Annotated in this window: 9 protein-coding genes; 3 read left to right on the top strand and 6 right to left on the bottom strand. The window is 47.0% G+C overall.

What is annotated here, in order from left to right:
* Positions 1-81: 81 nt before the first annotated feature.
* The 3 genes from ICN27_RS06230 to trxA form a co-directional block, all read right to left on the bottom strand.
* Positions 82-426, bottom strand: coding sequence for a type B 50S ribosomal protein L31 (locus tag ICN27_RS06230; RefSeq protein WP_215307558.1), 345 nt, complete (start codon positions 424-426; stop codon positions 82-84).
* 158 nt (positions 427-584) lie between these two features.
* The gene (gene rho, locus ICN27_RS06225) at positions 585-1,847 is read right to left on the bottom strand and encodes a transcription termination factor Rho (protein ID WP_046330324.1); all 1,263 of its coding nucleotides are present in this window, start codon (positions 1,845-1,847) and stop codon (positions 585-587) included.
* Between the two features lie 212 nt (positions 1,848-2,059).
* Positions 2,060-2,386 carry a thioredoxin TrxA gene (trxA, locus tag ICN27_RS06220; protein WP_062309025.1) on the bottom strand — a complete coding sequence of 109 codons (327 nt, stop codon included), beginning with the start codon at positions 2,384-2,386 and terminating at the stop codon, positions 2,060-2,062.
* Between the two features lie 141 nt (positions 2,387-2,527).
* Between trxA and ICN27_RS06215 the strand changes: the two genes are divergently transcribed.
* Complete coding sequence (locus tag ICN27_RS06215; protein WP_216269382.1) at positions 2,528-5,521, top strand: PD-(D/E)XK nuclease family protein; 2,994 nt, start codon at positions 2,528-2,530, stop codon at positions 5,519-5,521.
* Positions 5,518-9,045 carry a UvrD-helicase domain-containing protein gene (locus tag ICN27_RS06210; RefSeq protein ID WP_370624489.1) on the top strand — a complete coding sequence of 1,176 codons (3,528 nt, stop codon included), beginning with the start codon at positions 5,518-5,520 and terminating at the stop codon, positions 9,043-9,045. The genes ICN27_RS06215 and ICN27_RS06210 overlap by 4 nt, the downstream gene beginning before the upstream one ends.
* Here the strand turns inward: ICN27_RS06210 and ICN27_RS06205 are convergent.
* Positions 9,007-9,207, bottom strand: a complete 201-nt coding sequence (locus ICN27_RS06205; RefSeq protein WP_216269381.1) for a hypothetical protein — start codon at positions 9,205-9,207, stop codon at positions 9,007-9,009. The genes ICN27_RS06210 and ICN27_RS06205 overlap by 39 nt on opposite strands.
* A gap of 132 nt (positions 9,208-9,339) precedes the next feature.
* Between ICN27_RS06205 and ICN27_RS06200 the strand changes: the two genes are divergently transcribed.
* Entirely contained in the window at positions 9,340-10,170 is an 831-nt protein-coding gene (locus tag ICN27_RS06200; RefSeq protein WP_216269380.1) for a tetratricopeptide repeat protein, read from the top strand.
* 95 nt (positions 10,171-10,265) lie between these two features.
* Here the strand turns inward: ICN27_RS06200 and ICN27_RS06195 are convergent, their stop codons facing one another.
* Complete coding sequence (locus ICN27_RS06195) at positions 10,266-11,216, bottom strand: tripartite tricarboxylate transporter substrate binding protein (protein WP_216269379.1); 951 nt, start codon at positions 11,214-11,216, stop codon at positions 10,266-10,268.
* Positions 11,213-12,280, bottom strand: a complete 1,068-nt coding sequence (locus tag ICN27_RS06190; protein WP_216269378.1) for a tartrate dehydrogenase — start codon at positions 12,278-12,280, stop codon at positions 11,213-11,215. The genes ICN27_RS06195 and ICN27_RS06190 overlap by 4 nt, the downstream gene beginning before the upstream one ends.
* Between the last annotated feature and the right edge of the window lie 195 nt (positions 12,281-12,475).

Below are 12,475 nucleotides of genomic sequence, written 5' to 3'. Positions count from 1 at the left end.
AAAAAGGCAGCAAACGCTGCCTTGATTATCTCGCAGGGGAGGGTGAGTAGTGAATACCCAACCCTTTGTCGAGTAAGCCTATTACTTCTTCTTAGCTGGCTTTTCAGCAGCTTTAGCTTCTGCAGCAGCTGCTTTTTTCTCAGCTGTTTTAGCAGCGCCATCACCAGTAGCTTTAGCAACTGCTTTGGTGCCGAATTTCTGACGGAATTTCTCAACACGACCAGCAGTATCCATAATCTTCTGGGTACCAGTGTAGAAAGGGTGTGACTCAGATGAAGTCTCGATCTTGGACAAAGGATATTCCTTGCCATCTTCCCACTTGATTGTCTCTTTAGTAGACATGGTGGAGCGAGTCTTGAAGCTGAAGTTATTGGAAACGTCTACAAAGACGATTTCACGATATTCGGGGTGAATGCCAGGTTTCATTATTGAGTCCTATTAGCGGGCAGCCGTTTTGGAGAGGTAACAAAATACGAGACCTAAATACTTACCCAAGTTAAATGCAAATGATTAAAGCGGTAAAGGCGAAATTATGCCATGAAATCAACAACAAAGCGCATTTTTACCAGCTCTGAGAGCCTAAATTAGCCACCCTTACGCATTAAATCGAAGAATTCGCCATTATTTTTAGTGGATTTGAGTTTATCAACGATAAAGTTCATTGCCTCAATATCATCCATATCGGCCAATAATTTACGTAATACCCAGATTTTCTGTAGATTTTCTGCTTTAACCAGCAACTCTTCACGGCGTGTACCGGACTTGTTGAGATTAATCGATGGGTAAACACGGCGCTCAGCCAAGCGACGCTCAAGGTGTACTTCCATATTGCCGGTACCTTTGAACTCTTCGTAGATGAGGTCATCCATACGGCTGCCTGTTTCAATCAGAGCAGTAGCAATGATGGTGAGTGAGCCACCTTCTTCTACGTTACGCGCCGCACCGAAGAAGCGTTTTGGACGTTGCAATGCGTTTGCATCCACGCCGCCAGAGAGTACTTTTCCGGATGAAGGAATGACGGTGTTGTATGCGCGAGCTAGACGGGTAATCGAATCAAGCAAGATGATGACGTCTTTTTTCATCTCAACTAAGCGCTTGGCTTTTTCAATCACCATCTCGGCAACTTGAACGTGACGCACAGCCGGCTCATCAAAGGTCGATGCAACAACTTCGCCGCGAACAGAGCGCTGCATTTCAGTCACTTCCTCAGGACGCTCATCCACTAACAATACGATCAAGATAGCATCGGGATTGTTTGCAGAAATCGCATGCGCAATATGCTGCATCATCACGGTCTTACCGGATTTTGGTGAAGACACGATCAAGCCACGCTGGCCATAGCCAATCGGGGAGATCATATCGATGATGCGGCCAGTTAAATTCTCTTCCGCCTTGATATCACGTTCTAATTGAATCACGCGATTTGGATGCAAAGGCGTTAAGTTCTCGAACATGATGCGGTTTTTCAAGGCCTCAGGAGCCAAACCGTTAATCTTGTCTACCTTAACCAGTGCAAAGTAACGCTCGCCATCCTTAGGTGTACGAACCTCGCCTTCAACGCTGTCACCAGTGTGTAGGTTAAAGCGGCGGATTTGGGCAGGGGAAATATAGATATCGTCCGGAGAAGCCATATAAGAGGCGTCTGGGGAGCGCAAGAAACCAAAGCCATCAGGCAAGACTTCCAAAGTACCATCACCGAAAACGGATTCGCCTTCTTTAGCGCGTTTCTTCAGGATGGCAAACATCAACTCCTGTTTGCGCATACGTTGCGTATTTTCAATCTCCAGGCTGGCTGCCATTTCAAGCAGGGCGGATACGTGGAGTACTTTGAGTTCAGATAATTGCATGTGGTTCTCGGGTGTAGATAAGGGTGTAAATGTGTTTTGGGGTATCGCTGTCTAGATGGACATCAGACAGAATTGAAAAGCGGAATGTTTGGGGGAGTTTGCTAGAAAAAGAGGGGCACTTGAAGTGCGTTGAACTGCTAATGAAACAGATACTACACTAAAAACAGCTAAAAACCACAGGCTCACCCAGTGAACCTGTGATCTGGGACTATTTACAGATGACTATCAATAAAGGCGGTCAACTGCGATTTGGCCAAAGCGCCTACTTTTTGAGCAGCAACAGTGCCGTTCTTAAAGAGGATCAACGTCGGAATGCCACGAATATTGAACTGGGCAGGAACGCCTTGGTTCTCATCCACATTCATCTTAGCGATTTGAATCTTGTCGCCGTATTCACCAGCCAGCTCTTCAAGGATGGGGCCGATCATCTTGCAAGGGCCACACCACTCAGCCCAGAAGTCCAGGAGAACAGGTTTATCGGACTTGAGAACGTCTTGCTCGAAAGAAGCGTCAGTTACATATTTGATGCCGGCACTCATGAAAATTCCTTAATTAGTCTTATTTAGTTTTATATAGTTATTGCCTTACAACGCTTATATTAGCAATAAGCCACATTTTCTGCCTAATTTCTAAAAATCGCTCACCAACTAGCCCCAAAGCCAGCCCCATCACCACACTCAATGCCACACCCATTTCCGACCCTAAACCAGCAAAAGCAGCCACATGCTTGGGCAATTGCGCCAGATGCTCATGCTCTTGAGTCGCTAGCTGAGGGTATTTGGGATTGTGCAAGGCAGGCCAACCAGCGCCCCTTAGTAGTGCTGAGTACGGCAGGCCCATTAATGGGGGTGAGAGCCGCTTTAGAGAAGTATCGACCCCAGAATCTACCAAGTCAGATTGCCTTTCTACCCCAAGTCATGAGTTTTAACGACTGGCTAGAAGCAGCGCCAGGTGCTTGGAAGTTCCCCAAGAAGCAAACGAATCTAGAGCGTTGGTTATCTGTTTACATTAATCTGCGCAAACATAAAACATTGCAAAGCTGGTTCAAGGCTGAGAATGAGGCGGGTGCATGGGGATTAGCCCAGGCAGTGATCGATGCATGCGATGCTTTATCAGAGGCAGTCGTACCACTCATGCAAAGTGAGATTAATGCCTTAGTGCAAAACCCAACCCTCGATGCAGAGTTATGGGTAAAAAAAGTGGAAACACTGTTAGATCAAGCAATCGCTAAAGCCTATGTTGGTTTATCTCGGCAGGTTGTTGATCAAGAATCCACAGTGTTATTAGCCTTCTGGCGCTATCTCAGCAGTCCTGGTGATCCTGTAATACGTAAACATATCGCCTTGGCTGCCCATCTTCAAGCAGCCGGCGCGAATCAAGCTCTTGCTAGGCCTTTGATTTGGGTAGAGACTGCCGATCCTAAGCCAATCGATCAAGAGACGATCTCGGAGTACTTGCAGGAGTATTCGCAATTTGCACCCGTAGTCAATATTGGATTAGATTGGCATTCAGTAGCGCTGTGGTCTGAAGCCTTAAGCGGTCAAAATGCTGAGGGTCAACTCAAACCCGTAGATAGCGAACAACAGATTCAGATTGATCGCAATGTTCAAGCAAGCTTTCACAATGGGTGGAAGTTGCTAGCAGCTAGACGCTTTGAAGAACTAGCTTGGGCAGCAGCTAAGTCAATTGAGGCACACTTAATTGCGGGCAAGACCAATATCGCTCTAGTTGCACAAGATCGTTTGGCTGCAAGAAGGGCGCGGGCATTGTTATCCCGCTTTGGTCCTAGTTTGCGTATTCGGGATGAAACCGGTTGGAAGCTGTCCACTACTCGCGCCGCTGCTTCGCTCAATAGTTGGTTAGAGTTAATTCGTTCACCAAAAGAAGGACCGAGTGCCAGTGCTTTGCTCGAGTTTTTGCAAAATCCATTTTTTGATATTGCGCATACCTTGCAAAAGCCGCCACAGGCTTGTGTCAGTCTGATTGCGCAGCTCGAGGATATTCTGATTGCAAGCCAAGCAAAGTCTGGTTGGGAAACCTTTCGGATGGCGATTGAGCGAGCTAACGCTTATTCATCATCACGCGGTAGCGTGCCTTATGAATCACTCTTAGAGCTACTTACTTTCTTACAACGGCATCATGCCCAGTGGTTGGAGCTCAAGCTCGATTGTGAAAATGCTTATGTGCTTCTAAATACCAATCTACAAGAGATGGGTATGACACAAGAGCTTGAGAAAGACTCTGCCGGTAAACAATTACTTGAAGTACTCAAGACCTTTGATCTGGGCGCGGGAGCTTACCGGCAAGTTAGTATGCGTTTGCCGGAATGGCTGAGCTTACTCAAGACAGTGATTGAAGAAGCCTCGTATCAGGAGGTGGGGCAACAAGCGGAAGCAACCCTGAGCATCCTGCCTCTGAGCTCAACACGTTTACGAGAGTTTGATGCTGTTGTCTTGGTGGGTTGTGATGAGCAACAATTGCCAGCGTTTTCTGAGCCGCCATTATTTTTCTCGGACACGCTCAATCGATTATTAAAAGCCTCCACCATTACAGCGCAATATATTCAGCAAGCCAGAGATTTATCGCAATTATTAATTTCTTGTCCTGAGGTGGAGTTACTTTGGCAAAGTAAAAGTAAGAGCGGTGAACCACTCAGACCATCAGCCTGGATTAGTCGTCTGCGTACGCAACTTCCAGATTGGTCAATATTAGAAGTGAAGCCCGATACGCATGCAGATCACTCTCGTCCTTTGCAGGAGGCAGTCACTACGGTCAATCCAGGGATTGCTTTGCCAGTGAGCATGTCCCCTAGCGCATATAAGGCTTTGAGAGATTGCCCTTATCGCTACTATGTCCGCAGCATCTTGGGATTGCGTAAGGCAAAAGAATTTGAGGAAGGCTTTGATGCCTCATTGGCAGGGCAGGTTTTGCATGCTGTATTAAAAAACTTTTTCCAAGCATTAAAAACAGAAGAGCAAAAATCCCATTCAAGCATTCATCAGGGCGAAGATGCTCGTCGTTTGTGGATGCAAGAGCATCTCACAAAGCATTCAGAAAAAGAGTTTGAGCGCTTAATTAAGGGCGATGCTAGGGTCACCGGAACTTTGCGTGATTGGCAAAAACAGATCCCTAGCTTTGTAGCTTGGCAACTCAAGCGTGAGGCAGAGGGTTGGCAATATCACGATGCCGAGCTAGCAGTCGGCTTCATCCTAACCCTGATTGACTCTGATGGCATCAAGAGGGAAATTGAGATTGCGGGGCGTGCTGACCGCTTTGATGTCAACACCAATCATTCCAATGCCGCAGCAGTCATTGATTACAAGAACCAAGGCATCACCAAAATCAAGAAGCGGGCAGAGCGTCTTTTAGATGACCCACAGCTATTAATCTATGCCCGCGCTGTAAATGAAAATGCCATTGCTGCGCATCTTCCTAGGCGAACTGTTGAGCAGGCTGAGTGGGTTTCATTAAAGGCAGATCTCAAGAAAGCCGATGACAAGATTGTCAGAACACATCCAGTTGAAAATATGCCAGAGATGATGGAGCAATTTTCAGAGCAGCTACATGAAGATCTAGAAGTCTTATGGGCGCGCAAGCCCATGAAAGCTTTTGCCCCAGATAGCGTGTGCCAGTATTGCGAAGCTAGGGGCATTTGCAGAAAGGGGATGTGGTGAAAGATAATTTTGATTACCCTGTAGCCTGCAACCCCAATAACTCAGTAATTGTTTCTGCTTGTGCGGGCAGTGGCAAAACTTGGCTCTTAGTTGCGCGCATGGTGCGCTTATTACTTGCTGGCGCTAAGCCTCAAGAAATCCTAGCACTGACTTTTACCCGTAAAGCTGCACAAGAAATGCGTGACCGCTTATACGGATTGCTAGAACAATTTTCTCAAATGACTGATGGGCAACTCCTGCAGGAGCTCACCATCAGGGGTTTAGATGGTGCCCAAGCCAAGCACTTATTACCGCAAGCAAGAATGCTTTACCTTAAAGTATTGATGAGCCCCCAATCGATTGTGATTGACACCTTCCATGGCTGGTTCGGAAGGCTTCTTGGAGCAGCCCCAATTTCAGCAGAAGTGCAGCCTGGATTTAGTCTTCGTGAAGATGCTAAGCGTTTACAAGAAGAGTGTATGCAAGATTGGTGGGGAGATTTATCTGCTGATCTTAAGCAACACTATGACGTTTTACTCAAAGCGTTTGGCGCATTTGAGACCGAGAAGTTTTTGATGGGCAATTACAGCCTCTTTAAGCAAAGAGGTGCTTGGACATTCTTTTTAGCTTCATGCAAGGCTAGGGGCATTTCGCCAGTGGATGCTTTGGCGCAATGCTTGCCCAATCTAACTTTACCGAACCCGCTAGAAGAATATTGGCGGCGCCCTGGCACCAAAGAAGATTTGCAGGTGATGCTAGATTGCTTTAGCAATGGCACAGCCACTCAAAAGAAAAGGGTGCCATTGATACAGAAGGCGATCGCTCTTCACGAAGCAGGCCAATCTATCGTGGAGATTGCAGATGAATGGCAAAGCTGTTTCTACGCTAAAAGTACGCTGACACCATCAGACGATATTGCCAACATGTCTTCACCCATGCAAAAGTACCTTGCTTCGACTGGTGGGGATCCAGCTCAGATCACCGCCATTCGAAATGCCTGGGTAGATGCATATGAGGCATGGTTTGCCTGGCAAAACGATCAAGATACTGATGCGATTAACACCGCCTGGTTTGCAATGAGTGAAGCCATGCTAGGGCATATGCAAAAGGCGAAAGAGTCCATGCGCGTGCGCGACTTTGATGACTTAGAGATTGGTGTGAGCCAGCTCATGGCGGATCCGGCGAATGCCGCTTATCTACAAGCTAGATTGGATGCGAAGTACAGTCACATTCTGATTGATGAGTTTCAGGATACCAATCCACTGCAATGGCAGATTTTGCGATCCTGGTTAGAGGGCTATGGACAAGATGGCGCTCGTCCCAGCGTTTTTATTGTAGGAGATCCCAAGCAGTCAATCTATCGCTTCCGCCGTGCCGACCCTAGATTATTTGATAGCGCCAGAGATTTTCTAACTGCTAACTTACAAGCTAAATCACTCCAAAAAAACACTACCCGCAGAAATGCACATGCAATTAACGATGCAGTGAACAATATCTTTTTAACAGATGCAGTTCCACCAAGTTATGTGTTTGCCAAACAAGATACTGACTGGAAGGCGCCAATAGAAGGTATCGCTCAGCATGAGTTTGCTACCAAGGGTGAGGCGATGTTATTGCCATTGATTGAGCGTGTAGAGCAAGAACAAGCTGAGCGTACTGGTAGTGCTTTAGATAACCCCATTGAGGATGCAGGACTGACTGTCGGAGTGCAGCAACGCTATTGGGAAGGTCAACAAGTCAGTCGCTTGATTCATCATGTATTAGCAACACGCCAAGTAATTGATAAAAAAGATGGTAAGGACTATTGGCGCCCAGCAAGAGCTAGCGACTTTATATTGCTCGTGAAACGACGCGCCTACTTACCGCAATTTGAACGAGCCCTGCGTGAAGCGGGCCTAGCTTATGACAGTTCTCGCCTCGGTGGTCTTCTCAATACTCTAGAGATTGATGACTTAATTGCATTGCTTACCGTCTTGGTATCCCCAAGACATGACTTGCCATTAGCGCAAGTATTACGTAGCCCAATCTTTAGTTTTACTGAGCAACAAATGCAAAAGCTCAGTAGTCATGTAGGCGATAGCCAAAGCGAGCGCCAAGGTCAAACCCAAGCTTCTTGGTGGGATGCATTGCAAAGTAGTTCTGAGGCAGAGATTCTAAAGGCGGCACGCTATTTAGAACGTTGGAGAGGTTTAGGCGAAGTATTACCTGTACATGACCTGCTGGACTTGATCTATCAAGAAAGCAATTTGCGAGTTAGTTATGCAGTGGCCTCTCAAAATCTAGCGCGTGCACAGGTGCTGGCTAATTTAGATGCGTTCTTGGAGCTTGCCTTGAATCAAGATGGTGGCCGCTACCCAAGTTTGAGTCGTTTTATCGAAGAGATTAATGCGATGCGTCGGGGTGACGATGATGAGACTCCTGACGAGGGGGATGTAGAGGCGGAAGCCGACGAAGATATTGGTGAGGTGGATCTCGATAGCGAGATGTCCGATGAAGAGCAGCATCAGCGTGTACGCCTCATGACTATTCACGGCGCTAAGGGATTAGAGGCACCATTTGTGATCATGTTGGATGCTAACCATACCGAGTGGAAAGCGCCTAAGCGCGGAGTGCTGCTCGACTGGTCTCCTGATGAGACTAGCCCAAGCCATCTGTCTCTATATACCGCGAAGTCTTTGACCGAGAAGCGCGCAGCAATCTATCAAAAAGAAAATGAAGTGAGTGAGAATGAAAATTGGAACCTTCTCTACGTTGCAATGACTCGTGCACAGCAAGGCTTATGGATTAGCGGTGTGCAATCTCACATCAAAGATGGCATTGGCCAAAAATCTTGGTATGGCAGGGCGCTGGCAGCTGGGATGGAAATCTTAGACCCCACCCAATTGCTTGAAGTAATCCCGCAAGAGCAAGAGAGGGCGATCTCCAGCGATAGCGAACCATTTCAGATGGATCATTTCCAGCTGTCATGGGATGCGGCCAAGCAATCTCATCAAGAAGTCATTGCCAATATTGAAAGCGGTGCACTAGCCATTGCTACAAAAGCAAAAGAGCAAGCACAAGCGCTAGTGCAGCCCGATCCAGAAATTTTGGAAGAGGGTACCCATTTCCATAAACTGCTAGAGTTCTTGACCACACATTCTGGCAGTCAAGTTGCGCTTGCAATGCCAAGCGAGCAAGAGCTCATGAATTGGCTCGGTATTGATCAAGAGCGCGCCAAAAAACTCATGGAGCGTGTCCAGCTTGTTATGGATGCGCCCATACTCAAACCCTACCTTACGGATAATCAATGGATCCAAGCCTGGAATGAGATTGATATAGCAGAGGAGCAGGGTAAAAGCTATCGCATGGATCGTCTAGTGGAGTTTGATGATCACTTGGCCATCCTAGATTACAAGCTCACGATTCCAGAAGAGGGTAGTGAGGCGCACAACAAATACCGTACGCAACTTCATAACTACAAGCAAGAGCTCGGTAGGATTCGTCCAGATAAGCCTGCTAAGGCGTATTTAATCTCCGCCAAGGGCGAGATTCGGGAAATTGCTTAATTTGTTAACTTTTTGATCTAAGAGCTTGTTTCTACCGCGAACTGCAGTATGTTTAACTGCTTCCCACTCTTCATCGGTAAATGGAATGGAGTCTGGATCTGCCATCGCTGCTTTTGTAATTGCGGCATCTTCTTCCGCAGTGGGTTTAATGAGCTTTTTCATGCGATTAGGATAGCTAAGTCTAGGACTTAGCCCTTGAAATCCCCCCTAAAGACCCAATATAAGTAGGGAATAGCAAAAATCCCCAAACTAGGGATAATGAAATTCACACGAAACATCCTACAAGGAGTCTTGATGAACATTCGTAAAGCAACCCATTTATTCGTTAGCGTATTCGCAGCAGCATTACTGCTAACTAGCAATGCAGCATTTGCCGAGGCCACTTTGTCTGAGGTGTATCAAGCCGTGCAATCTGGACAGATGGCCAAAGCCGATGTCATGATGAAAGAGGTTCTGCAAAACCATCCTAACAGTGCAAAAGCCCACTATGTAGCATCTGAGCTTTACCTCAAAGAGGGTAAGTTAGAGCTGGCGCGCAATCATTTCATTAAAGCGCAAAACTTAGCTCCAGGTTTGCCGTTTGCACAAGCTGAGTCTGTGCAAAAACTCCAAGTGCAATTAGCAAGTGGTGCAAGCGCTCCTGCTGCTAGCCAGACATCTATTTTCAGCAACCCACTTTTCTGGGGTTTGATTGCTATCTTAGTAGTTGGCGTCATCATTGTGATGAGGCGTCGTAAGGCTGAAGCGGTACAAGTCTATAACGCCCCAAGCGCTGGATACCCTGGAACTCCAGGTGGACCCGCTGGCTATCCCGGCGGTCCTGGTGGCCCTGGCTATCCTGGAGCACCAGCAGCAGGTGGCATGGGTAGCGGCTTGATGGGTAGTCTTGCCACTGGCGCTGCATTGGGTGCTGGTATGTATGCTGGCCAGGCATTAGCAAGTAATCTCATGGGTGGTCACGATAATGGACATTCCAATGCTGGCTCTAACCCCAATCTGAATCAAGTTGGCGGCCCAGCATCTTTAGATCCTAACTTTGGTGTACGTGATGCCGGCTCTTGGGATGATGGTGGTGCAAGCTCATGGGATGACAGCGGTGGCGGTGACTTTATGAGTGACGTCTGATTTTTACACTGCTCACAAAACAAAAGCTACCGACATGGTAGCTTTTGTTTTTATGAAGACAAATTAATGTATTGCTTTATCAACCTACTCAGTCATTATTTAATCATCCCAGCATTCTTTGCATCTTCCATTGCCTGAGGAATTTTCTCTTTCATAAACGCCGGCATTTTGGAGAGTGGGATATCGACAATCACAAAGCCCGAGTCCTCTAACTTTTTCTTAGTCTCAGGGTCGGCATTGAGCTGTGCAAAATAATCAGACATTTTTTGCTGCAAGACTAGTGGCGTAGCCTTGGGTACTGCAACGCCGCGGTAGGCGCCATCTACCCAGTTCAGGCCCAACTCTTTAAATGTGGGCACATCTGGTAGGGCGGGATTACGTTTTTCAGTAGCAATTGCCAGTGTGCGCACCTTAGATTTTTGTTGAATCGCCAAAGGTAGATAACCCATGGCGCCATCTACGTGCATCCCAATTAAGGCGGTGATTAAATCTCCTGTACCTTTAAAAGGAACGTAATTAATTTTCACGCCAGCTAATTTATTTAAGCGCTCTACTGCCATATGGTTTGCAGAGTATTGCGCAGAGCCAGCAAGATTGATCTTGCCAGGATCCTTTTTAGCGGCAGCAATTAGCTCTTGATAGGTCTTATAAGGACTGTCAGCGGAGACCATGAGGGCATCTGGAGTGAAGTGGTAGTAGTAGATTGCATTGATGTCATCGGTTTTGTACTGAATACCTTCTTGTAATGGCTGCAAGATCGTATGGGGAATATTGACGCCGACTACTGTAGTGCCATCGGCAGGATAGGTATTAAGAGCGCTCCAGACAAGTGCGCCACCGGCACCTGCGCGATTCATGACCACCATGGGTTGTTTGAACTTTTTGGCAGAAATATCGGCTTGATAGCGTGCCACTAAGTCTGACTCTCCAGCGGGTGGAAAGGGGATGATGTATTGGATGGTTTTATCAGGGAATGGCTGTGCACTAACAACTGAGATAAAGCTGAAAGAGAGTACGGCAAGCTTAATTAGTGAAAACACTTTCATTTTGAAATCTCCTGAATTACTGCATTAGTCACATCACTCATCATTGCAGAGCCTCCTAAATCACGGGTATGTAATTTCGGATTAGCAGTGACGATTTCAATTGCATGCATGAGTATCTTGCCAAGCTCCTTTTCTCCCAAGAAGTCGAGCATCATGACTGCAGACCAAAACGTACCAATGGGATTTGCTAAACCCTGGCCCATAATGTCAAATGCCGAACCATGAATCGGCTCAAACATCGATGGATACCGTCTTTCAGGATCAAGATTGGCGGTAGGGGCAATGCCTAAGCTACCGGCAAGCGCTGCTGCCAAATCACTTAAGACATCCGCATGCAAATTGGTAGCCACAATCGTATCGAGTGACTCAGGACGATTGACCATGCGAGCAGTAGCAGCATCGACCAGTTCTTTATCCCAAGTCACACCTGGAAAATCTTTGGCCACTAGTTGAGCGATTTCATCCCACATCACCATACCGTGTCGCTGGGCATTGGACTTAGTAATCACGGTGAGGTGTTTACGGGGCCGAGACTGCGCGAGCTGAAAGGCAAAGCGCTGTACACGCTCTACGCCAACGCGCGTCATGATGCTCATATCGGACGCCACTTCAATCGGGTGACCTTGGTGGGCTCTGCCGCCTACCCCGGAATACTCACCTTCTGAGTTCTCCCGCACAATCACCCAGTCCAATTGTTCCGGCTTGCAATTGCGCAAGGGAGTTTGGATGCCAGGAAGAATGCGAGTGGGGCGCACATTGGCATATTGATCAAAGCCTTGGCAAATTTTGAGACGTAAACCCCACAGCGTAATGTGATCCGGAATATCAGGGTCGCCAGCTGAACCAAACAAGATGGCATCTTTAGAGCGTAAGGGTTCTAGGCCATCATGAGGCATCATGATGCCGTGCTTGCGGTAGTAGTCACCACCCCAATCAAAGTGCTCAAATGCAAAGGCCACTTGAGGATGTTTTTTACTTAAAGCGTTTAATACTTTCTCGCATTCAGGGATCACTTCTTTGCCAATACCATCACCCGGAATCGAGGCTATTTTGTAAGTCTTCATTCGTCTCCTACTGCCATTTTCTAATGAGTGCATGCGCTTTTACATGCATTTCCATAATCATTATGTGGTGCTTCCCCTGCTAAAGAACTTGGGGTTTATGACTAGAAAAAGGGGGGATCAGCAGTAAAACAACAAAAAATGAGTCACTTTTAAGGTTTTTACATATACTGTATGGATATACAGTATATTAATCAC

This window comes from Polynucleobacter sp. Nonnen-W13 (genome assembly GCF_018881735.1).
Taxonomy (GTDB): domain Bacteria; phylum Pseudomonadota; class Gammaproteobacteria; order Burkholderiales; family Burkholderiaceae; genus Polynucleobacter.
This window is presented reverse-complemented; position numbering and strand designations above follow the sequence as displayed.

What these genes read in the sequence shown, in the direction of transcription:
- ICN27_RS06230 (WP_215307558.1), bottom strand. Translation starts at nt 426, where the DNA reads ATGAAACCTGGCATTCACCCCGAATATCGTGAAATCGTCTTTGTAGAC.
- rho (WP_046330324.1), bottom strand. Translation starts at nt 1,847, where the DNA reads ATGCAATTATCTGAACTCAAAGTACTCCACGTATCCGCCCTGCTTGAA.
- trxA (WP_062309025.1), bottom strand. Translation starts at nt 2,386, where the DNA reads ATGAGTGCCGGCATCAAATATGTAACTGACGCTTCTTTCGAGCAAGAC.
- ICN27_RS06215 (WP_216269382.1), top strand. Translation starts at nt 2,528, where the DNA reads ATGCCACACCCATTTCCGACCCTAAACCAGCAAAAGCAGCCACATGCT.
- ICN27_RS06205 (WP_216269381.1), bottom strand. Translation starts at nt 9,207, where the DNA reads ATGAAAAAGCTCATTAAACCCACTGCGGAAGAAGATGCCGCAATTACA.
- ICN27_RS06200 (WP_216269380.1), top strand. Translation starts at nt 9,340, where the DNA reads ATGAACATTCGTAAAGCAACCCATTTATTCGTTAGCGTATTCGCAGCA.
- ICN27_RS06195 (WP_216269379.1), bottom strand. Translation starts at nt 11,216, where the DNA reads ATGAAAGTGTTTTCACTAATTAAGCTTGCCGTACTCTCTTTCAGCTTT.
- ICN27_RS06190 (WP_216269378.1), bottom strand. Translation starts at nt 12,280, where the DNA reads ATGAAGACTTACAAAATAGCCTCGATTCCGGGTGATGGTATTGGCAAA.